The organism is Sphingomonas sp. KC8, from assembly GCF_002151445.1.
In the GTDB taxonomy this organism is placed as follows: domain Bacteria; phylum Pseudomonadota; class Alphaproteobacteria; order Sphingomonadales; family Sphingomonadaceae; genus Sphingomonas_E.
In genome coordinates, this window is record NZ_CP016306.1 from 3,071,354 (window position 1) to 3,090,784 (window position 19,431).

At 66.2% G+C, this 19,431-nt stretch carries 25 protein-coding genes; 9 read left to right on the top strand and 16 right to left on the bottom strand.

The window, feature by feature from the left end; translation table 11 throughout:
- The 3 genes from KC8_RS14450 to KC8_RS14460 all read left to right on the top strand — a co-directional run bounded on the left by KC8_RS14450 (position 1) and on the right by KC8_RS14460 (position 2,478).
- Positions 1–909: a hypothetical protein gene (locus KC8_RS14450; RefSeq protein WP_232455551.1), complete on the top strand. Its 909-nt coding sequence runs from the start codon at positions 1–3 to the stop codon at positions 907–909.
- 110 nt (positions 910–1,019) lie between these two features.
- On the top strand, positions 1,020–1,718 hold the full coding sequence (locus tag KC8_RS14455) for a pirin family protein (protein WP_010124179.1): 699 nt from the start codon (positions 1,020–1,022) through the stop codon (positions 1,716–1,718).
- Positions 1,719–1,728: 10 nt separating this feature from the next.
- The gene (locus KC8_RS14460; RefSeq protein WP_029624349.1) at positions 1,729–2,478 is read left to right on the top strand and encodes a sulfite exporter TauE/SafE family protein; all 750 of its coding nucleotides are present in this window, start codon (positions 1,729–1,731) and stop codon (positions 2,476–2,478) included.
- Positions 2,479–2,487: 9 nt separating this feature from the next.
- Here the strand turns inward: KC8_RS14460 and KC8_RS14465 are convergent, their stop codons facing one another.
- Together KC8_RS14465 and gmk are read right to left on the bottom strand one after the other, a co-directional pair.
- Positions 2,488–3,048: a hypothetical protein gene (locus tag KC8_RS14465; RefSeq protein WP_010124181.1), complete on the bottom strand. Its 561-nt coding sequence runs from the start codon at positions 3,046–3,048 to the stop codon at positions 2,488–2,490.
- 61 nt (positions 3,049–3,109) lie between these two features.
- Positions 3,110–3,742 (bottom strand): guanylate kinase, encoded by a 633-nt coding sequence (gene gmk, locus KC8_RS14470; RefSeq protein WP_010124182.1) that lies wholly within the window; start codon positions 3,740–3,742, stop codon positions 3,110–3,112.
- 94 nt (positions 3,743–3,836) lie between these two features.
- Between gmk and KC8_RS14475 the strand changes: the two genes are divergently transcribed.
- From KC8_RS14475 to KC8_RS14490, 4 genes are all read left to right on the top strand, one after another.
- Positions 3,837–4,271 carry a lipocalin-like domain-containing protein gene (locus tag KC8_RS14475; RefSeq protein WP_010124184.1) on the top strand — a complete coding sequence of 145 codons (435 nt, stop codon included), beginning with the start codon at positions 3,837–3,839 and terminating at the stop codon, positions 4,269–4,271.
- The gene (locus tag KC8_RS14480) at positions 4,250–4,834 is read left to right on the top strand and encodes a DUF2585 domain-containing protein (RefSeq protein WP_010124186.1); all 585 of its coding nucleotides are present in this window, start codon (positions 4,250–4,252) and stop codon (positions 4,832–4,834) included. Before KC8_RS14475 ends, KC8_RS14480 begins: the two co-directional genes overlap by 22 nt.
- 96 nt (positions 4,835–4,930) lie before the next feature.
- Entirely contained in the window at positions 4,931–6,430 is a 1,500-nt protein-coding gene (locus KC8_RS14485) for a catalase (protein WP_010124187.1), read from the top strand.
- A 235-nt stretch (positions 6,431–6,665) separates the two neighbouring features.
- Complete coding sequence (locus KC8_RS14490) at positions 6,666–6,905, top strand: helix-hairpin-helix domain-containing protein (protein WP_010124188.1); 240 nt, start codon at positions 6,666–6,668, stop codon at positions 6,903–6,905.
- A gap of 3 nt (positions 6,906–6,908) precedes the next feature.
- Here KC8_RS14490 and KC8_RS14495 read toward each other — a convergent pair whose 3' ends face one another.
- The 12 genes from KC8_RS14495 to KC8_RS14550 form a co-directional block, all read right to left on the bottom strand.
- Complete coding sequence (locus KC8_RS14495) at positions 6,909–7,601, bottom strand: GntR family transcriptional regulator (RefSeq protein WP_010124189.1); 693 nt, start codon at positions 7,599–7,601, stop codon at positions 6,909–6,911.
- Positions 7,585–8,559 (bottom strand): glucokinase, encoded by a 975-nt coding sequence (locus KC8_RS14500; protein ID WP_029624352.1) that lies wholly within the window; start codon positions 8,557–8,559, stop codon positions 7,585–7,587. Before KC8_RS14500 ends, KC8_RS14495 begins: the two co-directional genes overlap by 17 nt.
- 13 nt (positions 8,560–8,572) lie before the next feature.
- Positions 8,573–8,995 carry a 6,7-dimethyl-8-ribityllumazine synthase gene (ribH, locus tag KC8_RS14505; RefSeq protein ID WP_010124192.1) on the bottom strand — a complete coding sequence of 141 codons (423 nt, stop codon included), beginning with the start codon at positions 8,993–8,995 and terminating at the stop codon, positions 8,573–8,575.
- Between the two features lie 5 nt (positions 8,996–9,000).
- Positions 9,001–10,149 carry a 3,4-dihydroxy-2-butanone-4-phosphate synthase gene (gene ribB / locus KC8_RS14510; protein ID WP_010124193.1) on the bottom strand — a complete coding sequence of 383 codons (1,149 nt, stop codon included), beginning with the start codon at positions 10,147–10,149 and terminating at the stop codon, positions 9,001–9,003.
- Positions 10,133–10,747, bottom strand: a complete 615-nt coding sequence (locus KC8_RS14515) for a riboflavin synthase (RefSeq protein ID WP_010124195.1) — start codon at positions 10,745–10,747, stop codon at positions 10,133–10,135. Before KC8_RS14515 ends, ribB begins: the two co-directional genes overlap by 17 nt.
- 8 nt (positions 10,748–10,755) lie before the next feature.
- Positions 10,756–11,703: a bifunctional diaminohydroxyphosphoribosylaminopyrimidine deaminase/5-amino-6-(5-phosphoribosylamino)uracil reductase RibD gene (gene ribD, locus KC8_RS14520; protein ID WP_029624353.1), complete on the bottom strand. Its 948-nt coding sequence runs from the start codon at positions 11,701–11,703 to the stop codon at positions 10,756–10,758.
- Positions 11,704–11,737: 34 nt separating this feature from the next.
- Complete coding sequence (locus KC8_RS14525; RefSeq protein ID WP_029624354.1) at positions 11,738–12,061, bottom strand: hypothetical protein; 324 nt, start codon at positions 12,059–12,061, stop codon at positions 11,738–11,740.
- 110 nt (positions 12,062–12,171) lie between these two features.
- Positions 12,172–12,810: an energy transducer TonB gene (locus KC8_RS14530; protein ID WP_010124198.1), complete on the bottom strand. Its 639-nt coding sequence runs from the start codon at positions 12,808–12,810 to the stop codon at positions 12,172–12,174.
- 128 nt (positions 12,811–12,938) lie between these two features.
- On the bottom strand, positions 12,939–13,811 hold the full coding sequence (locus KC8_RS14535) for an alpha/beta fold hydrolase (RefSeq protein ID WP_010124199.1): 873 nt from the start codon (positions 13,809–13,811) through the stop codon (positions 12,939–12,941).
- 7 nt (positions 13,812–13,818) lie between these two features.
- The gene (pgmG, locus tag KC8_RS14540; RefSeq protein WP_010124201.1) at positions 13,819–15,201 is read right to left on the bottom strand and encodes a phosphoglucomutase/phosphomannomutase PgmG; all 1,383 of its coding nucleotides are present in this window, start codon (positions 15,199–15,201) and stop codon (positions 13,819–13,821) included.
- A gap of 28 nt (positions 15,202–15,229) precedes the next feature.
- On the bottom strand, positions 15,230–15,640 hold the full coding sequence (locus KC8_RS14545) for a molecular chaperone DnaJ (RefSeq protein ID WP_010124203.1): 411 nt from the start codon (positions 15,638–15,640) through the stop codon (positions 15,230–15,232).
- Complete coding sequence (locus tag KC8_RS14550) at positions 15,640–16,434, bottom strand: division plane positioning ATPase MipZ (RefSeq protein ID WP_010124204.1); 795 nt, start codon at positions 16,432–16,434, stop codon at positions 15,640–15,642. The genes KC8_RS14545 and KC8_RS14550 overlap by 1 nt, the downstream gene beginning before the upstream one ends.
- 96 nt (positions 16,435–16,530) lie before the next feature.
- Between KC8_RS14550 and panC the strand changes: the two genes are divergently transcribed.
- Together panC and KC8_RS14560 are read left to right on the top strand one after the other, a co-directional pair.
- The gene (gene panC, locus KC8_RS14555; RefSeq protein WP_010124205.1) at positions 16,531–17,376 is read left to right on the top strand and encodes a pantoate--beta-alanine ligase; all 846 of its coding nucleotides are present in this window, start codon (positions 16,531–16,533) and stop codon (positions 17,374–17,376) included.
- A gap of 171 nt (positions 17,377–17,547) precedes the next feature.
- Positions 17,548–17,844 (top strand): hypothetical protein, encoded by a 297-nt coding sequence (locus tag KC8_RS14560; protein ID WP_010124206.1) that lies wholly within the window; start codon positions 17,548–17,550, stop codon positions 17,842–17,844.
- 57 nt (positions 17,845–17,901) lie between these two features.
- Here KC8_RS14560 and KC8_RS14565 read toward each other — a convergent pair whose 3' ends face one another.
- Both KC8_RS14565 and KC8_RS14570 read right to left on the bottom strand, forming a co-directional pair.
- Positions 17,902–18,585: a Fe2+-dependent dioxygenase gene (locus tag KC8_RS14565; RefSeq protein ID WP_010124207.1), complete on the bottom strand. Its 684-nt coding sequence runs from the start codon at positions 18,583–18,585 to the stop codon at positions 17,902–17,904.
- A gap of 12 nt (positions 18,586–18,597) precedes the next feature.
- Complete coding sequence (locus KC8_RS14570) at positions 18,598–19,359, bottom strand: energy transducer TonB (RefSeq protein WP_010124208.1); 762 nt, start codon at positions 19,357–19,359, stop codon at positions 18,598–18,600.
- Between the last annotated feature and the right edge of the window lie 72 nt (positions 19,360–19,431).

The following is a 19,431-nucleotide window of genomic DNA, read 5'->3' on the forward strand; positions in this document are numbered from 1 at the left end:
ATGACGACGGAACAAGAGGCGCAGACAGCGCCGGTGATGCCGGTGGCGCCGCGATCGGGCGGTGTGAAGCGGACGCTGCTGCTGGTGGGTGTGACGTTCCTGATCGGCGCCGGGGCTGCGGCCTATACTGTCCACGCCTGGCGGCCTGCCGCTGAATTCCTGACGACCGGCGCGGTACCATCCACTCCGGCCGTGCCTGCGCCGTCGGGGCCGCTGGCGGCCGTTCCATCGCTGCCGGCGACCGATCCGATGGCCGAAGCCGCGATCGACCGGCGCGTTGCCGAAATCGAAGCGCGGCTCGGCCAGATCGACGTGCGCGCGAATGCGGCGGTGGGCAATGCCGATCGGGCCGAAGGGCTGCTGGTGGCCTTTGCTGCGCGACGCGCGCTCGATCGCGGGGTGCAGCTTGGCTATATCGAAGGGCTGTTGCGCGATCGGTTCGGCGCCAGCCAGCCGCAGGCGGTGGCGACGGTGATTGCCGCTGGCCGCCAGCCGGTGACGCTGGATGAATTGCGCGCGGGATTGATCGAAATCGCGCCGAAGCTTGCGTCGCAGGCGCCGAATGAAGGCTGGTGGGATGGTTTCCGGCGCGAGATTGCCGGGCTGATCGTCGTGCGCAAGGCCAATGCGCCATCGCCGGCCCCGGCCGATCGCCTGGCCCGTGCCCGCCGCGCGCTGGAAGCGGGGCGGGTGGCCGAAGCACTGGCCGAAGTATCGCGGATGCCGGGGCGCGAGCGGGCGACCGACTGGATTGCCGCCGCCCGGCGCTACGATGCCGCGCGCGACGCGCTCGATACGATCGAAACCGCAGCGCTGCTGATGCCCAAGCCGGCCGCCCCGGTGCCGCCGAAACCCGAAACCGCGCCCGCGACGGATACAGGCGCGCCTGCCGCGGTGCCAACCACATAGCGAAAATGGAAACGATGAATTTCGATCATTCGCATTTATAAGCTGAACGTCTGCGCCTATTTCCTCAACGGACACAGCCGCCACGGCGCGGCCCCGGAAGGAGACGGACGATGATCGAACTGCGGCCCTTCAGCAGCCTGGGTGGCGCAAACCATGGCTGGCTTGACGCGCATCACCATTTTTCCTTCGCGAACTACCATGATCCCGATCGGATGGGATGGGGCAATCTGCGCGTCTGGAACGACGATGTGATCGCGCCCAAGACCGGCTTTCCGCCGCACCCCCATTCGGACATGGAAATCATCACCTATGTCCGTGAAGGGGCGATCACCCACAAGGACAATCTGGGCAATCACGGCCGCACCGAAGCGGGCGATGTTCAGGTGATGTCCGCCGGCACCGGCATCGCCCATAGCGAATATAATATGGAGGATGTCGATACCCGGATCTTCCAGATCTGGCTGTTGCCAACCAGCCGGGGCGAACAGCCCAGCTGGGGCGCGCGGCCTTTTCCCAAGGGCGATCGCGCCGGGCAATTCGTGGCGCTGGCCAGCGGCTATGCCGATGATGGCGATGCGCTGGGCATCCGCACCAATGCCCGCGTGCTGGGGGCGACGCTGAAGGCTGGCGAAAGCACGACCTATGCGATCGGGGCGGACCGGAAAGCTTATCTGGTGCCGGCCACGGGGCGGGTGCTGGTCAACGATGTCGACGTCCATGCCCGCGACGGGGCGGCGATCCGCGATGTGGACACGATCACCGTCACCGCGATCGAGGATGCCGAAATCGTGCTGGTCGACGCAGCGTGAACCGATGCTGATGCAGCTGGAATGGACCTTTTACGCCTTCGCCATCCCCGCCGTCATATTGGTGGGGGTGGCCAAGGGGGGCTTTTCCGGTCTCGGTGCGCTGGGCATGCCGCTGCTGGCGCTGGCTTTGCCGCCGGTGCAGGCAGCGGCCATCCTGTTGCCGATCCTGATCGTGCAGGATGCGGTGGGGGTGTGGGCGTTCCGCAAGACGTGGGATGGCCGCGTGCTGGCGGTGATGCTGCCGGGGGCTGTGATCGGCATCCTGTGCGGCTGGCTGCTGGCCGCGCGGGTTTCGGCGGATGTGGTTCTGGCGGCGGTCGGCGCGATATCGATCCTGTTCGGGATCCACCGGCTGTGGGCGGAACGGCGGGGCGCGATCGCCGCGTCGTCGCGCTCACCGGGCTGGGTGGGGGCGATCTTCGGCATGGTTTCGGGCTTCACCAGCCAGATCGCCCATGCTGGCGGCCCGCCTTTCCAGATGTGGGTGATGCCCCGCCGGCTGCCCCGCGATGTCTTCGTCGGCACCACCGCGATCTTCTTTGCCGCGGTCAACTGGATCAAGGTGCCGGCCTATGTGGCGCTTGGCCAGTTCACCAAAGCCAATCTGCTGACGACGGCGATGCTGCTGCCGGTGGCGATCGCATCGACCTTCGCGGGGGTTGCTCTGGTCCGCCGCGTATCGGCCGAACGGCTCTACACGCTGGTCTATGTGCTGATGATCGTCGTGGGGGTGAAGCTGGTGTGGGACGCGGTCGCCTGAATGGCGGCCTTATGTCGCGGCAGGCCGGGGCAGGAACCAGCGGGCGATGACCGCGCCGGCGACGATCAGCCCGATCACATCCCCAATGGCGAGGTAGATGAAATAGCCCCAGCCATAATGGTTGAACACCGGCTGGCCGAGATGGAGATACAGGACCGCGGCGAGCGAAAACAGCACGACCAGCTTCATCCGATCGGCGAAGGTGGCAACGCGCCCGGCAATACCCCACAAGGCGACGCCGATCAGGAGCGCGGTGATGATCGACAGGATCAGCCCGGCAATCAGCGACGCCGAATCGAATGCCGGAAAGCCGCCGACGTTGAAGTGGATCGTGGCGACCGGCCCCTTGCCGAACAGGGTGGTGCCTTCAGCCGTGCTGGGCCACGGCACGACATAGGTGCCGGTGCCCGTCGCCGTGAGATTCTGCGCGAGCGCTGCCTGCACGGCGGCGTTCTGCGCATCGCCTGCGGTGGTGAAGGCCAGCCGGCTGAGCGGCGTTCCCCAGAAGATGAACCCGACAAAAAACTGGGCGAAGCCGCCTGCAATCGCCCCCGGTATCAGCCGGATCATCGCCGCCTCCCCAATGGCAAGAACTGCGCGCAGCCTATGCCGGTTTGGCCTGCGGCGATAGTTACCCCATCAATTTGCGGGTAAAACCGATCAGGCCGGTCTGGCGGCGGCGCTTCAGCCGTTCGGCGTTCAGGATCGTGCGGACCTGTTCGAAGCAGCGATCGACATCGTCATTGACCAGCACATAATCATAGCCGTCCCAATGGCTGATTTCGGCGGCGGCGCGCGCCATCCGGCCGGCGATCACGGCGGCATCGTCGGTGCCGCGGCTGGTCAGGCGGCGGCGCAGTTCATCAAGCGAGGGCGGCAGGATGAAGACGCGCACCGTATCGCCGCCGGCTTGCTGGTGCAGCTGCTGCGCACCCTGCCAATCGATATCGAACAGCACGTCGCGGCCCGATTCGAGCGTCGCATGCACCGGTGCCTTGGGCGTGCCGTAGCGATTGTCGAAGACATGCGCCCATTCGAGAAATTCGCCATCCGCCGTCATCCGCCGAAATTCGGGCAGGTCGACGAAATGATAATCGACGCCATCGACTTCGCCCGGGCGCATCGGCCGGGTGGTGGCCGACACCGACATGACGATGCCGGAATCGGCGGCAAGGAGCTTGCGCGCGATCGTCGACTTGCCGGCACCCGACGGCGACGAAAGGACGAAGAGGACGCCGCGACGGGCGAGATTGGCGTAGGGCATGTGCGCCTTTGCATCTTCCAGGGGGATCAGGTCAACGGGTGGCGTTTCGCGCGGCTTGCAGGCAGGATAAGCGCGACCGCGAAGAGGAGAGGGCATGACCGGCGACGATGCGGAACTGCGCCAGGCGCTGTTGGGCGCGTGGGAACTGGTGTTGTGGAGCAACCGCCGGCCCGATGGGGTGGTGGAGCATCCGTTCGGCCACGAAGCGCGCGGGGTGATCCTGTATACGCCCGACGGCCACATGTCGGTGCATATGGTGCGACCGGGCATTGCGGCGTTCGGCGGCCCGCCGGGGGAAGCCGCGCCTGATCGGATCGCGGCGGCCTATAATGGCTATGTCGGCTATTTCGGCAGGTTTTCGGTCGATGCCGCGCATCGCATCGTGACCCACCATATCGAAGGCGCCTGGTATCCCGACCTGCGCGGCGATCAGGTGCGCCATTGCCGGATCGACGGCGACCGGCTGTTCCTGGAAGCAGAAACCATAACCGGCTGGGTGACGATCGAATGGCGTCGGCCGGCGCGGTGACGCGCGGCGCGATGTCGGCCCGCCATGGGCTGATCGCCGGCGGCGTCGCACTTGCGGCCGTGCTGGCGCTGCTGGCGATGGGGCGGCCACCGATCTGCACCTGCGGCACGATCGAGCTGTGGCACGGCGCGCTCGACGCCGGGAACAGCCAGCACATCGCCGACTGGTATACGCCGAGCCACATCATCCATGGCTTCCTGTTCTATGCGCTCGGCTGGGCGCTGTTGCGGGCGCGGCCGGTGGGCGAGCGGCTGATATTGGCGGTCGTCATCGAATCGGCGTGGGAATTGCTGGAGAATACGCCGCTGATCATCGACCGCTATCGCGAGGCGACGATCGCGCTGGGTTATTCGGGCGACAGCGTGCTCAATTCGGCGGCGGACATCGGCTGGATGACGCTGGGGTTCCTGTTGGCCGCGCGCTTACCGGTGGCGGCGACGATCGCCCTTGCCGTTGGCTTCGAACTGCTCACGCTGGCGGTGATCCGCGATAATCTGACGCTGAACATCGTCATGCTGCTGTGGCCGATCGATGCGGTGCGGGCATGGCAGGGCGGCATGTGATCGACATTATCGATCACTGGCAGTGTGTTTAATCGTTGGAGTGGTGCAACCAGATCCGTCATCTTTCCCTTATCGCTTCCAGAGAAAGGTAGGGCCATGGCCGATAAACCGACGCTGACGACAACCGCGGGCGCCCCCATCGGGGACAATCAGAATTCGCTGAGCGCGGGCCGCCACGGGCCACTGCTGTTGCAGGATTATCAGCTGATCGAAAAGCTGGCCCACCAGAATCGCGAGCGGATTCCCGAACGCGTGGTCCACGCCAAGGGCTGGGGGGCGTTCGGCACGCTGACGGTGACCAATGATATCAGCCGTTACACCAACGCCAGCATCTTTTCGGCGGTCGGCAAGACAACCGACATGCTGCTGCGTTTTTCGACGGTGGCGGGCGAACAGGGTGCTGCCGATGCCGAGCGCGACGTGCGCGGCTTTGCCATGAAATTCTACACCGAAGAGGGCAATTGGGACCTCGTCGGCAACAATACGCCGGTCTTCTTCATCCGTGATCCGCTGAAATTTCCCGATTTCATCCGCACGCAAAAGCGCCACCCGCGCACTAACATGCGTTCGCCCACGGCGATGTGGGATTTCTGGTCATTGAGCCCGGAATCGCTGCATCAGGTGACGATCCTGTTTTCGGATCGCGGCCTGCCGGTCAGCCCGCAGTTCATGAACGGTTATGGCAGCCACACCTTTTCGTTCTGGAACGATGCGGGTGAACGCTATTGGGTGAAGTTCCACTTCAAGACCCAGCAGGGCCACAAGCATTACACCAACGACGAATCGGTCGGCGTGATCGGGCATAGCCGCGAATCCTATCAGGAGGCGCTGTATGGCGGGATCGAGCGGGGCGAATATCCGCGCTGGACGATGTTCGTGCAGATCATGCCCGAGGCCGATGCCGGCAAGACGGCCTATGATCCGTTCGATCTGACCAAGGTGTGGCCGCATGGCGATTATCCGCTGATCGAAGTCGGCACCGTCGAGTTGAACCGCAACCCGGACAATTATTTCGCCGAGATCGAGCAGGCGGCCTTTTCGCCGTCGAACGTCGTGCGGGGCATCGGCTTTTCGCCCGACAAGATGCTGCAGGGGCGGATTTTTGCCTATGCCGACGCGCATCGCCACCGGCTGGGCACGCATTATGAAGCGCTGCCGGTGAACGCGCCGAAATGCCCGGTGCACCATTATCACAAGGACGGGGCGATGCGGTTCTTCGCCAACGATACCGGCAATCCGGATGCGTATTACGAGCCGAACAGCTTTGCCGGTCCGGTCGAGGACAAGCGGTATCTGGAACCGCCGCTGGCTTTGTCCGGCGATGCGCTGCGCTACAGCCACCGCGACGGCAATGATGATTATGGCCAGCCGCGTGCGCTGTTCAACCTGTTCGACGATGCGCAAAAAGGGCGGCTGTTCGCCAATCTGGCGGCGGCGATGCAGGGGGTGCCGCAGCCCATCATCGATCGCCAGCTGGGCCATTTCGAGAAGATCGACCCGGCTTATGCAGCCGGCGTGCGGGCAGCATTGGCCCATGCGGCGGGGGCGGAAGATGCGCGTGACACCGAATCGGCTGCGGTGGAAGCCGTCCGCTAGGCATGGCCGCCAATGATGGGCTGAATGAGGGTCGCGACGCCGGTGCGTCGCGGCCCTTTTCGTCTGTGGCGATAGGGTTAAGTTGAGGAAGTTGAGGATATTGGAATATTTCTTCAACCTTACCGTGAAGCCGGGTCAGCCGTTTGATTTCAAGTGAGAAAGATCGGATGGCAGGCTGGGTGAGGGCATTAGTCCGAAGCGGATCATAACGGCAGACGGCAGGTGTAGGACAGCCATGGCATTTCCAACAGACGAGCGCGCGGTGCTGCTGGGCGTCAGGGGTGTCGGGCCGACGGTGATCGCGCGGCTGGAGCAGATCGGGATCGAGAGCCTGGCTGCGCTGGCCGGGCGCGATGTGGACGAGATTTGCGCCGCCGCTGCGGCAATCGTGGGGTCGACCTGCTGGAAGAACAGCCCGCAAGCGCGCGCGGCGATTGCGGCGGCGATCGCGGCTGCACAACAGCATCGGGGCTAGGTTCTATGCCCCGATCCCGGCCAGCCCCCGGCCGGGATCGATATCGCCGATCAGCGCCATGCCATCGGCGATATCGGCGGCGATCGCGGCGCGCAGCGCCGGTTCGCTGCGGCGGGCGATGGCATCGATCGCGCGGGCGTGCTGATCGGTGAGGTGGCTGGTATCGACGCGGGCATAGACGGCGCGCATCAGCGGGCCGAACTGCATCCACAAGGTTTCGATGATCCGGGCGAGCAGGCTTTCGGGCCGCGCGCCATAGATCAGGAAATGAAAGCGCGAATTGCTTTCCATATAGCCGTGGAGATCACCGCGCGCGAGGGCGGCATCCAGCGCGGCATCGGCCGCGCGCAGGCGATCCAGCGCGGCCCCGTCGAGGAAGGGCAGCGCCTGGGCCGCCGCTTCGGGTTCGAGCAGCAGGCGCGCGCGCATGATTTCATCGAGCCGGGCGGCGGTGGGCGGCGGCACGGTGATGCTGCGTTTCGATCGGATCGCGACCGCGCCTTCGGCCGCCAGCCGGCTCAGCGCGTCGCGCACCGGCATCTGGCTGACGCCAAGCTGCTGGGCGATGCCGCGTGTCGAGATCGGGACGCCGGGGGCGATGCGGCCGGTGATCAGGCGGTGGCGCAACTCATCATAGACGGCGGCGCGCAGCGTGGCGCCGGTGCCATTGTCGGCGTCTTCACGCCCGGGCGACATGCTGTTCGGCGAAGGCAACGGCCGCACCCAGCAGGCCCGGCTGGGGGTGGGTGATCAGCCTGATCGGCATCGCCGCCATCATGCCTTCATACCGCCCCTTGGCGATGAAACGCCGGGCAAAGCCCGATCGGGGCAGATGATCGGCCAGCCGGGCACCAACGCCCCCGGCGATGACCAGCGCACAGGCTCCTTGCGCCAGCGCGATATCGCCGGCGACGCTGCCAAGCGACAGGCAGAAGCGATCGAGTGCTGCCACCGCGAGCGGATCGCTGCCGTCGAGTGCGGCGGCCCACAAGGCGGCGTCATCGCGATGCGGCACCGGCTGGTTTTCCAGGGCGGCGATGGTGGCGTGGATCGCGGCCAGCCCCGGCCCGGCGACGATCCGTTCGGCGGACACCCGGCCGTGCTGCGCACGCAGGCGGGCGAGCACGGTTTCCTCCAGCACGTCGAGCGGCGCGAAATCCATGTGGCCGCCTTCGGTTTCGATCACATATTGCCGGCCATCGCGGCGGAGCAGGGATGCGACACCAAGCCCGGTGCCGGGGCCGACGATGGAGATCACCCCTTCGGCGGGCAGCGGGCCGGCCGGCCCGGCAATCGGGGCCAGATATTCCGGCCCGACATGGGCGACGGCGTGGCCGACCGCGCCGAAATCGTTGATCAGGGCCAGCGCATCGATGCCGAGTTCGGCCGCCAGGCTGGCCGGGCGGATCATCCAGTCATTGTTGGTGAGTTTCAGCACATCGCCGCGGATGGGGGCGGCGATGGCGATGCCGGCCGCACGCGGCAGCGGCCGTCCGATCCGCGCGGCAAAGGCGGCCCAGGCCAGCGCCAGGCTGGCATGACCGGCCGTGGGCAGCGTGATCGGATCGTCGAGCGCCACCACCCGGCCCTGTTCGATCCGGGCGATGGCGAAGCGGGCGTTGGTGCCGCCAATATCCCCTGCGACGATTTCCACCGCCGCCACGCCGTCAGGCTTCGAAGCGTTCGCGCAGGGCGAGCATCTTGAGGGCTGCCTTGGCGGCCTCGCCTCCCTTGTCCTTTTCGGTGCGCCGCGCGCGGGTAAGCGCCTGCGCCTCGTTTTCCACGGTCAGGATGCCGTTGCCGATGGCCAGGCTGTCCATGCTGAGCGCCATCAGGCCCCGCGCGCTTTCATTCGAGACCACTTCGAAATGGTAGGTTTCGCCGCGGATGACCACGCCCAGTGCGACATAGGCGTCGTACCGGCCGCTTTCGGCCGCCATCGCGATCGCGCCGGGCACTTCAAGCGCGCCGGGAACGGTGATGGTGTCATGCTTGTGACCGCCTTCCTCGATCGCGGCGCGCGCGCCTTCGAGCAGGAGATCGTTCAGATGATCGTAGAAACGCGCTTCGACGATGAGCACTTTTGCCATGATGTTCAGAGCCCTTCGGTCGAAATCGGCCGTTCGCCGACGATGTTGAGGCCGTAGCCCGCGAGCGCCACCAGCGTGTGGTGCGAATTGGTGAGCAGGGTCATGTCATGTACGCCCAGTTCCGCCAGGATCTGCGCGCCGATGCCATAATCGCGCAATTCGTTCATGTCGGGCGAATCGGGGCCTTTGCCTTCGGACCGGGCGCGCACCACCGTCGACATGGCATTGGCCAGCGCACGGTTGATGATGACGACGACGCCGGCGCCTTCCTTGCCGATTTCGCGCATCGCGCCCTGCAATATGCCCGATCGATCGCTCTTTTCGCCCAGCGAATCGCTGAAGATGCTGAGCGTGTGCATGCGCACCAAGGTGGGCTTGTCGGGGTCGACCATGCCCTTGACCAGCGCCAGCGTTTCGGTGCCGACCGCCTTGTTGCGATAGGTGATCGCGCGCCATTCGCCGCCGTACAGGCTGTCGAACTTGGTTTCGGCGACCTTTTCGACATTGTGGTCGTGGCGGCGGCGATAGGCGATGAGATCGCGGATCGTGCCGATCTTGAGATTGTGGAGCTGGGCGAAGCTGACGAGATCGTCGAGCCGGGCCATCGTCCCGTCATCCTTCATGATCTCGCAGATCACGCCCGACGGGTTCAGCCCGGCGAGGCGGGCGACGTCGACCGCGGCTTCGGTGTGGCCGGCGCGGACGAGCACGCCGCCGGGGCGCGCCACCAGCGGGAAGACATGGCCGGGGGTGACGATATGTTCGGCTCCCTTCGACGCATCGGTCGCCACCGCGATGGTGCGCGCGCGATCGGCCGCCGAAATGCCGGTGGTAACGCCATCGCGCGCTTCGATCGAAACGGTGAAGGCGGTTTCGTGGCGGGTGCCGTTGTTGCGGCTCATCAGGTTCAGGCCGAGCTGATCGACCCGTTCCTTGGCCATGGCGAGGCAGATCAGGCCACGGCCATGCTTGGCCATGAAATTGATCGCATCCGGTGTCGCCATTTGCGCCGGAATGACGAGATCGCCTTCATTTTCGCGGTCCTCATCGTCGACGAGGATGAACATGCGGCCGTTCTTCGCCTCGTCGATAATTTCTTCCGGCGAGGAGAGGAAGCCGTGGCGGAGGCGGGAAAGTTCAGGAGTGCTGGACATGGCGTAGTTGCTCCATCCGCCCGAGGTAGCGGGCGAGAATGTCGATCTCGATGTGAACCGGGCGGCCGACGGCGAGGGTCGCGAACGTCGTCATCTGCGCGGTGTGGGGAATGATGTTGATGCCGACATGAACGGCATCGGGCTTGTCCTCGACACTGTTCACCGTCAGCGAAATGCCGTCGAGCGCGATCGATCCCTTGGCCGCGAGATAGGGGCCGAGCGCGTGCGGGGCCGCGATGGTGATCCGGTTCGAATCGCCTTCCGGCTCGATCGCGGCGATCGTGCCGACGCCATCGACATGGCCCGTCACGATATGGCCGCCCAGTTCATCGCCCACCTTGAGCGCGCGTTCGAGATTGAGCGTTTGGCCGTCCACCCAGCGGCCCGGCGCGGTGCGTGCCACGGTTTCGGCGGAAATATCGACCGCAAACCAGCCCGGTCCTTTGTCCACCACCGTCAGGCAGGCGCCCGAACAGGCGATCGACGCGCCCAGATCGATCGTTGCGGTGTCATAGACCGTCGCGACACGCGCGCGCAGATCGCCGCGCTGTTCGGTGGCGGTGATCGTGCCGATGTCGGTAATGATTCCGGTGAACATATGGTGCCCTATCCTCGGACGCGCTCGTAGACCTCAAGCCGGTCGCTGCCAAGCGTTCGCGCATCATGCAGCCGCCAGCGCCCATGCGCCTCCCCCAGATGGACGAGACCAATGTCAGCAAGGCCGGGTTTTCCACCGCCGATCAGGATCGGCGCGCGGTAGATCGCCAGCCGGTCGACCAGATCGGCGGCGAGGAAGGCGGCGGCAGCCCCGGCCCCGCCTTCGACCAAGATGTCGAGCGCGGCTGTGTCGGCGATGGCGTGCGGCGTAGCGAGCGCGATCCAGCCGTCGGGCGCTTCGCCATGGCCGAGTACGGCGCGGGTGGGCGATCGTTCCTCAAGGCCGGGAAGGCGTACGTCGAGGCGGGGAGCATCGGCTTCCAGCGTGCCGCGCCCGACGACGATCAGTTCGGCGCGGGCGCGTTCGAGATGGGCGTGGGCGCGTGCGGCGGGGCCGGTGATCCAGCGGCTTTCGCCCGACGCAAGCGCGATGCAGCCATCAAGCGACAGGCCGAGTTTCAAGGTCACATGCGGCCGGCCGAGCCGCTGGCGGATGAGGAAGCCGGCCAGCGTTCGCGCCGCATCGGCCTGTCCAACGCCGCAATCCGCAGCGATGCCGGCAGCGGCGAGACGGGCAAGCCCCTTGCCGTTGGTGCGCGGATCGGGATCGGGGTGGGCGACGACGACGCGGGCGACCCCGGCGGCGATCAGGCTATCGGCGCAGGCCGGCCCACGTGGGCTGCGATGCGCGCAGGGTTCGAGCGTGACATAAGCGGTGGCGCCGCGCGCGGCTTCACCGGCTTCGGCAAGGGCCATCGCCTCGGCATGGGGGCGGCCGCCCGGCTGGGTCCAGCCACGGCCGACGACGCGGCCGTCGCGCACGAAGATGCAGCCGACGGCGGGGTTGGGGGCGGTGCGCCCGCGTCCGCGCGTGGCAAGGGTGATCGCGGCCGCCATCCAGCGCGCGTCATTGGCCGTCGCGGTGGGCGTGTCAGTCAACCTTGATGCCAAGCTGATCGGCCAGCCTTTTATATTCCTGGCGCTTGGCCTCGCGCCTTTCTTCCAGCTTCTTCTGGTCGATCTTTTGCAGCGCGATGATTTCGGCGTCGGTGCGTGTCGCGGGCCAGCTGGGGATGAAATACATCTCATGCTTGGGCGGATCGCGCCGCGAATCGACGTAGAATCCGGCGACCAGCAAGGCCGGCATCAGGATGGAAAGCCCCGCGAACAGGATCTTGTGGCGATGCCCGCCATCCATGAAGGCGAGAAAGTCGCGCCAGACGACTGACGGCTTGGATGGGCGAGGAAAGGCCATGGGCGCCTAGATAGGGCGTGGCGGGCGGCCGCGCCAGTCCCCCGGCTTTGCGTCCCCCCGGTTGCCAGTTCCCCGGCCGGCGGGGGGGGCGGCCGGCCGGGGGGATGACGTCATGCCTTCAGTTCGAAGCGCACCGTCATCGTTCGCCAGCTTTCCACGGCCACGCCATCGCGGGTGGCGGGTTTGAACCGCCAGTGGCGCAGCGCCTGTGCGCGGGTGGCCTCGTAAAATGCGGGATCGGTGGCCGACACCTGTTCGACCGCCTTCACCCGGCCGTCGCTGCCGATCAGCACGCGGACGACGGCGACGCCTTCGATATCCTGGCGGGCGAGGCGGGGCGGGTAGGACGGCTGGAACGGCGCGCGGGCATCGATCGTGGCGGTGGCGAGCACCGGTTCGGGTGTCGCCGGTTCAACCGGAAGCGGCGCGATCGGGCCGGTGGGTGGCGGCAAGATGGTATCGACCGTGCGGTCGAGCGCGAGAATATCGGTGTTCGGGACGGTGGGGCCGACGGTTTCAGGCCGGGTGATGGTTTGTTCGGCCTTTTGGGGCGGCGGCGGGATATCGGGTATGGGGGGCGGGGGATCCTGAACCGGCACGTTATACGTGGTCAGTTTCGTGAACCCGGTGTGCACAAATTCCGGCGGAAACAGGATCAATGCCGCGATCGCCGTGGCATGAAGGCCGGCGACGATCGCCACACCGCCGGGGCTGGAGTTGCGTTGGTCGAGGAAACCGCCGTGTTGCATGACATCCTCCGTCTTTGTTCGTGACGGCCGCAGCGCGGGCGCCACCCAGTGATGTTACACTGTAACAGGGATGATATACTATTTCGTTTCGGCGAAAAGGGGGATTTTACGGGGCGCAGAGACCGGGTTCAGGCGAGGAAATCGGCCATCATCGCGACGAACGCGTCATAGCGGTCATGCTGCAGCCAGTGACCGGCATCGTCGAACAATTCGACCCTGGCGCCCCGAAAATGCGCGGCCCGCCCATCTTCCGCCGGGTTCGACGCCCAGCTTTCGCGACCATAAGCGAGGATCACCGGGCAGGTGACGGCGGCCCATAGTTCATATTTCTCGCTTTGCAGCAGATCGACCGGGGCCATCGTGCCGACCGATGGATCGAATTTGAAGCGAACCCGGCCGTCTTCCCCGGCCCGCGAACCATGCACGGTAAGGTGGCGGGCCAGTTCGGGCGAAAGGCGCTGGTTGGCGGCCATCATCCGCGCGGTGGCGGCATCCAGCGAATCATAACTACGCTGCGTGGCGGCGGTGATCCGGTGCTGCCGGGCGATCCAGTCGCGCATCCGTTCGGCGATCGGCCTGGCGGCGAGTTCGGCCGCCACCTTGGGCGATGGCCCCAGCCCTTCGATCACGATCAGCTTTGACGTGCGTTCGGGATAGATGCCGGCATGGCGCAGCACGACATTGCCGCCGAGCGAATGGCCGACGACGGCGGCCTGTTCGATTTCCAAAGCGTCGAACAAGGCGGCGAGATCGGCGACGAGATCGGCCATTTCATAGCTGCCGTCGGATGCCCAGGCGCTGTCGCCATGGCCGCGCAGATCGGGCGCGATGACGCGGAAGCGATCGGCAAAGGCGGTGGCGATCGCATCCCAGCTGCGTGCATGATCGCGCCCGCCATGGACCAGCAATAGCGGCGGGGCGGCCGGATCGCCCCATTCGGCATAATGCAGCCGCAGCCGCTGGGTGGTGAAGAAACCGTCGCGCGGCCGGGGGGCGATCATGCCGCGATCAGTGCCCGGCGGCCAGCACGGGTTCGATCCCCGATGCGGCGAGCTGGGCGTTGATCTGGTCCATCAGCCGGGCGAGGCCGGCTTCGTCCCTGGCTTCGGCACGGGCGACGAGCACATCCTGCGTGTTCGATGCGCGCAGCAGCCACCAGCCATCCGCCGTGTTGACGCGGGCGCCATCGGTGCGGTTGACGGCGGCCCCTTCGGTCATCAGCCGGTCGAGCACTTCCTCGATCACCACGAACTTGCGGTCTTCGGAGGATTGGAAGCGCAATTCGGGGGTGTTGATCATCGCCGGCATCGCATCTTTCAGCGCCGTCAGCGATCCGCCGAGCAGGCGCACCGCGCGGATCAGGCGGACGGCGGCATAATGCGCGTCGTCGAACCCGTAATAATCATGCGCGAAGAAGATGTGGCCGCTCATCTCGCCGGCTAGCGGCGCGTTGGTTTCGCGCATCTTGGTCTTGATCAGCGAATGGCCGGTTTTCCACATCAATGGCTGGCCGCCGAGTTCGGCGATGCGATCATATAAGGCCTGGCTGGCCTTCACGTCGGCGATGATCGTGGCGCCCGGTTCCTCGCGCAGCACCGGTTCGGCAAGGATGGCGAGCAGCTGATCGCCCCACACCACCCGGCCCAGCCCATCGACCGCGCCGATGCGATCGCCGTCGCCATCGAAGGCGAGGCCGAAATCCAGCCCCTTTTCGGCGACCAGCGCCTTCAGATCGGCCAGGTTCTTTTCCTCGGTCGGATCGGGGTGGTGGTTGGGGAAGGTGCCGTCGACTTCGGTGAACAGCAGATGATGTTCCCCCGGCAGCAGCTTCACCAGTTTTTCGACCACCGGGCCGGACGCGCCATTGCCGCAATCCCAGCCGATGCGGAACGCGCCGCCGGCATAGCCCGCCAGCAGCCGGCCGACATAATCATCGATCACGTCGGCATTGGTGATGCTGCCCGTGCCTTCGTCCCAATCGCCTTCGGCGGCCATCCGGCCGATATCCTGAATGTCCGCGCCGTAAAAAGGACGGTGCTGGAGGACCATCTTGAAGCCGTTATAATCGCCGGGATTATGGCTGCCGGTGATCTGGATGCCGCCATCCACTTCCAACGTCGCTTCGGCGTAATAGAGCATCGGCGTGGGGCCAAGGCCGATGCGGACGACATCGACGCCGCCGCCGTTCAGCCCGTCGATCAGCGCTGCTTCCAGCATCGGCGAAGAGACGCGGCCGTCATAGCCGACCGCGACGCGGGTGCCGCCGGCGCGGCGCACGCGCGTGGCGAAACCGCGGCCAATGGCATAGGCATCAGGCGCGCCCAGCGTTTTGCCGACGATGCCGCGAATGTCATATTCCCGCAGACTGGTCGGATCGAAACGGTGGGTCATCGAAAGCACTCCATTACAGCCTATGGGATCAAGACGCGCGGGGCGGCTTCCGGTTCAAATCGGCCAGCAGGGTATCGCGCGCGGCGTTCACCCGGCGGGCAAGATCTTCGGACCCGCCGGCATCGGGGTGAACCCGCGCGATCAGCCGGCGATGGGCGGCCCGGATCGCGGCGGCATCCGCATCGGCCGGCAGATCGAGCAGCAGGCGCGCTTCGTCCACCGGCATGGCCGGGGCGGCCGGCTTGCGCCCGCGGTTGAGGACGAACGCCGCACCCGCCAGCAGGGGCAGGCTGAACAGCGGTTTGCCCTTGGCCGCAATGGCGACGCCGGCAATCGCCAGCAAGGCCGCCAGCATTTCCGGACGGGTTGGCCTGCGCAGGCGCCCCTTGTGCCATTCCCAGGCGATCAGCGCGGCGACTGCAAGGAGCAGCCAGGTCATCAGCCGTTGGCCGCGCGCTTCATCGGCCAGTCGGGCAGCGACAAGGCGGACACCATTTCGCGCAGTTCCTGCCGGGCGGCGATATGGGCGATGCCCGGTTCGCCGATCGCCGCCAGATCGAGCAGGGTCAGGCCCTTGGGAAACAGTTCGCGGTAGATCACGCGTTCGGACAGGCCCGGAATGACGCGAAAGCCGACCCGTTTCGATAATTCGCCCAGCGCCGCCGCGACGCGGCGCATGTTGCGCGCCTCGACATGCTGGAGGCGGTTGCGCAGGACAACCCAGTCGACCGTGCCGCCATCGGCCTTCGCGCGGACCTTGCGGGCATCCCACACCAGTTCGGCGTAGAAACTGGGCCGACGGATCTTGTAGGTTTCGGGATCGACCTGCCCGATCAGATCGAGATCGATGAAGCTGTCGTTGATCGGCGTGACCAGGGTATCGGCCCGTTCGATCGCGGCGCGGGCGTGGACGTCATCGCGCCCCGGCGTGTCGATCACCACGATTTCGGCATCGGCGGCCAGCGCATCGATCCGATCGTTGATGTGGTGGCCCTTGTCCGGATCGAAGGTTTCGGCGACGGGCATCGGCAGGTCGACCGCCTGGCGCCGTGCGGTGGCGGCGCGATTTTCCATGTAGCGCGCCAATGTGCGCTGGCGTGTATCCAGATCGATCGCGGCAACGCGGCGGCCGGCGGCGGCCAGCGCAACGGCGACATGCACCGCCGTGGTGGACTTGCCGGAGCCGCCTTTCTCATTGGCGAATACAATCAGGTGAGCGGCATCGGCAGCCATGTTGCGTCGAGACCCCTGTTCTCTTGATTCCGCCGACGACGGCCCCCAATAGACGCCCCGGCATGCGTTCATGCGCTTATCGGAGGTTTCCTGCCCGTGCAAATCGTTCGTACCGTCGCCGCGCTCCGGGCGAGCATCGCCGCACTTCGGGCCGATGGCGGCGCCGTGGCGCTGGTGCCCACGATGGGCGCGCTTCATGCCGGGCATCTGGCGCTCGTTACGGAAGCGAAGGCGCGCGCGGCGCATGTCGTGGTGTCGATCTTCGTCAATCCCACCCAGTTCGGCCCGAATGAGGATTTCGATGCCTATCCCCGGCGCGAGGCGGCCGATGCCCGGCTGATCGACGCCGCCGGAGTCGCGATCCTGTGGGCGCCGACGGTGGACGAAATGTATCATGGCGGTGCCGCCACCCATGTTTCGGTGAGCGGGATTACCGCCGGGCTGGATGGCGCGGCGCGGCCCGGCCATTTCGATGGCGTGGCAACGGTTGTGGCCAAGCTGTTCGCGCAGGTCCGTCCCGATTATGCGCTGTTCGGCGAAAAGGATTATCAGCAGCTTGCCGTCATCCGCCGCATGGCGGCCGATCTCGATACCGGGGTGGAGGTGATCGGCGTGCCCACCCAGCGCGATGATGACGGCCTGGCCCTGTCATCGCGCAATGCCTATCTCAGCGATGAAGAACGGGTTGCCGCCCGCGCGCTGCCGCGTGCGCTGGGCGAGGCGGCCGCCACGATCGGCGCGGGCGGCGATGTTGCCGCCGCGCTGGATGTCGCGCGGCAACGCCTGGTGGCGGCCGGTTTCGATCCGGTTGATTATGTTGCCTTTTGCGACGCGCAAACCTTGGAGCCGATGAACCGGGCAGACCGGCCGGGCCGGCTGCTGGCCGCCGCGCGTATCGGCCGGACACGGCTGATCGACAATCTTGAAGTGGCCATAGTCTAGGCTTGCAACAGGCCTGGATAATCAGCCGCCTGATCTTGCCGGATGCCAGCGATTTGTTGTTGTTTTACAATGGAGCGGTGGGCACCGACTTGGCGCCAATATCGCGTTAACCATTTGTTTCGTATTTTCCGTGACTGTGCTGACCAGGGATTAACCGGCAGGAGCCGAACCATGGGGCATAGTGCAGCAACAGCCAATTTCCTGATCGAGAGTCGTCTGGCCGATGCCGGCCGGGGCAATGTGGATGCCTATTTCGATCTGGGGATGACCTATTCCAGCGGGGGCAGCGGGGTGGGTGTCGATCTGATCGAGGCCCATAAATGGTTCAACCTCGCCGCCCTTGGCGGGCTGGAACATGCACAGGAATGTCGCGCCGAAATCGCCGGGGATATGAGCGCGCGGGAAATTGCCGAGGCGCAGCGCCAGGCGCGCGCATGGTTGCAGATGACGGCGCGCCGCGCGGCCTGATCGCCCCGCGCGGGCTTAGCCGAGATATGATGGATTCAGGCCCATCGCATCCCGGTATCAGGCGTCGGCCCAGCGGCGCAGCAGATTGTGATAGACCCCGGTCAGGCGGATGATCGCCGGATCGGCCTGCCCGCGATCCGCCGCGACTGCCTGGATCGCGCTGTCGAGATCGAACAGGGTCTGCCGCGCGCCATCGTCGCGCACCATGCTCTGGATCCAGAAGAAGGACGCCACCCGCGCGCCGCGCGTGATCGCCTCCACCCGGTGGAGGCTGGAGGCCGGGTAGAGCACCATGTGGCCCGCCGGCAGCTTCACCGCCTGCACCCCGAACTGATCCTCGATCACCAGTTCGCCGCCGTCATAGCTTTCGGGATCGGCGAGGAAGAGCGTGGCGGACAGATCGCTGCGAATCCGGAAATCGCTGCCGCGCTGGATGCGCACCGCATTGTCGACATGCGTGGCAAAGCCATCGCCCACGCCATAGCGGTTGAACAAGGGCGGATAGACCTTGAGCGGCAACGCCGCCGCCACGAACAAGGGCGAGCGGCCCAGCGCGTCGAGGATGATGGCACCGGCTTCGCGCGCGGCGGGCGATTCTTCGGGCAATTGGGCGTTGCGCTTGGCAAGGGCCGACTGGCGGCCCGAGGTGACGTTACCGTCCACCCATTCGGCCGCGTCGATCAGCGCGCGGACACGGGCGAGTGCTGTGGCGTCCAGCAGATCGGGAATGGCGATCATCATGGCGCTGGGTGATCAGCTGCGCAGGATGAAGGGAATTTCGACGACGCCGCGCACCATCATCGGCAGGCCGCCCCGCAAGGTGGGCGACCAGCGCCAGCGCTTCACCGCGGCCAGCGCGGCCTGATCGAGCCGTGCGAATCCGCTCGATTTCTGGACCGAAATTTCGCTTACCGCGCCATCGGTGCCCAGCAGCAGGTTGAGGATGACGATCCCCTGTTCCTTCCTGCGGCGCGATTCCACCGGATAGGCAGGCGCCTTGAACGACAGCATGGTCGACGACAGATCGCCCGCACTGACCGGCGTGGCCGGCGCCGGCGCGGCCTTGGGGGCCACGATCACGGCCTGTGGCGGCGGCGGGGTTGGCGTCGCTGCCACCGGTGGCGGTGGCGGGGCGAGCGTCTGAACGATCGGGGTGGGGGCCACGACCACGGGTTCGACCGGCTTGACCGGTTCGACCTTCGCTTCGGGCGGGGCGGGTGGCGGTGCCGGTGGTTCGGCGATCAGTTCGACCACCAGTGGCGCTGCCTTGACCGTTTTGACCGGGATCACGTTCATCTGGATCAAGGCGGCCAGCAGCCCGGCATGGATCAGCCCGACCGCGCCGATCGCCACCAGATTGGGGCGCTTGCGGGCGCCGAAGCGCGAGGGCGCGGCAGCCGGCAGGCAAGCGGGTTCAGATGTCGCGGTGGCGGCGGCCGGCATTGGGGGAAAGGAGGCGTAGAAGGTCGCATCGCGACGATCGTCGCCTGCATCGCGCAGGGATACCGTGTGCATTCGCCTCACCCTCGCCGCCCCCAACGCGGGCGATCAAAGCCATTCACCGGATATGCGGGTAGCGCGGATACT

What these genes read in the sequence shown, in the direction of transcription:
- KC8_RS14450 (WP_232455551.1), top strand. Translation starts at nt 1, where the DNA reads ATGACGACGGAACAAGAGGCGCAGACAGCGCCGGTGATGCCGGTGGCG.
- KC8_RS14455 (WP_010124179.1), top strand. Translation starts at nt 1,020, where the DNA reads ATGATCGAACTGCGGCCCTTCAGCAGCCTGGGTGGCGCAAACCATGGC.
- KC8_RS14460 (WP_029624349.1), top strand. Translation starts at nt 1,729, where the DNA reads ATGCAGCTGGAATGGACCTTTTACGCCTTCGCCATCCCCGCCGTCATA.
- KC8_RS14465 (WP_010124181.1), bottom strand. Translation starts at nt 3,048, where the DNA reads ATGATCCGGCTGATACCGGGGGCGATTGCAGGCGGCTTCGCCCAGTTT.
- gmk (WP_010124182.1), bottom strand. Translation starts at nt 3,742, where the DNA reads ATGCCCTACGCCAATCTCGCCCGTCGCGGCGTCCTCTTCGTCCTTTCG.
- KC8_RS14475 (WP_010124184.1), top strand. Translation starts at nt 3,837, where the DNA reads ATGACCGGCGACGATGCGGAACTGCGCCAGGCGCTGTTGGGCGCGTGG.
- KC8_RS14480 (WP_010124186.1), top strand. Translation starts at nt 4,250, where the DNA reads ATGGCGTCGGCCGGCGCGGTGACGCGCGGCGCGATGTCGGCCCGCCAT.
- KC8_RS14485 (WP_010124187.1), top strand. Translation starts at nt 4,931, where the DNA reads ATGGCCGATAAACCGACGCTGACGACAACCGCGGGCGCCCCCATCGGG.
- KC8_RS14490 (WP_010124188.1), top strand. Translation starts at nt 6,666, where the DNA reads ATGGCATTTCCAACAGACGAGCGCGCGGTGCTGCTGGGCGTCAGGGGT.
- KC8_RS14495 (WP_010124189.1), bottom strand. Translation starts at nt 7,601, where the DNA reads ATGTCGCCCGGGCGTGAAGACGCCGACAATGGCACCGGCGCCACGCTG.
- ribH (WP_010124192.1), bottom strand. Translation starts at nt 8,995, where the DNA reads ATGGCAAAAGTGCTCATCGTCGAAGCGCGTTTCTACGATCATCTGAAC.
- ribB (WP_010124193.1), bottom strand. Translation starts at nt 10,149, where the DNA reads ATGTCCAGCACTCCTGAACTTTCCCGCCTCCGCCACGGCTTCCTCTCC.
- KC8_RS14515 (WP_010124195.1), bottom strand. Translation starts at nt 10,747, where the DNA reads ATGTTCACCGGAATCATTACCGACATCGGCACGATCACCGCCACCGAA.
- ribD (WP_029624353.1), bottom strand. Translation starts at nt 11,703, where the DNA reads ATGGCGGCCGCGATCACCCTTGCCACGCGCGGACGCGGGCGCACCGCC.
- KC8_RS14525 (WP_029624354.1), bottom strand. Translation starts at nt 12,061, where the DNA reads ATGGCCTTTCCTCGCCCATCCAAGCCGTCAGTCGTCTGGCGCGACTTT.
- KC8_RS14530 (WP_010124198.1), bottom strand. Translation starts at nt 12,810, where the DNA reads ATGCAACACGGCGGTTTCCTCGACCAACGCAACTCCAGCCCCGGCGGT.
- KC8_RS14535 (WP_010124199.1), bottom strand. Translation starts at nt 13,811, where the DNA reads ATGATCGCCCCCCGGCCGCGCGACGGTTTCTTCACCACCCAGCGGCTG.
- pgmG (WP_010124201.1), bottom strand. Translation starts at nt 15,201, where the DNA reads ATGACCCACCGTTTCGATCCGACCAGTCTGCGGGAATATGACATTCGC.
- KC8_RS14545 (WP_010124203.1), bottom strand. Translation starts at nt 15,640, where the DNA reads ATGACCTGGCTGCTCCTTGCAGTCGCCGCGCTGATCGCCTGGGAATGG.
- KC8_RS14550 (WP_010124204.1), bottom strand. Translation starts at nt 16,434, where the DNA reads ATGGCTGCCGATGCCGCTCACCTGATTGTATTCGCCAATGAGAAAGGC.
- KC8_RS14560 (WP_010124206.1), top strand. Translation starts at nt 17,548, where the DNA reads ATGGGGCATAGTGCAGCAACAGCCAATTTCCTGATCGAGAGTCGTCTG.
- KC8_RS14565 (WP_010124207.1), bottom strand. Translation starts at nt 18,585, where the DNA reads ATGATGATCGCCATTCCCGATCTGCTGGACGCCACAGCACTCGCCCGT.
- KC8_RS14570 (WP_010124208.1), bottom strand. Translation starts at nt 19,359, where the DNA reads ATGCACACGGTATCCCTGCGCGATGCAGGCGACGATCGTCGCGATGCG.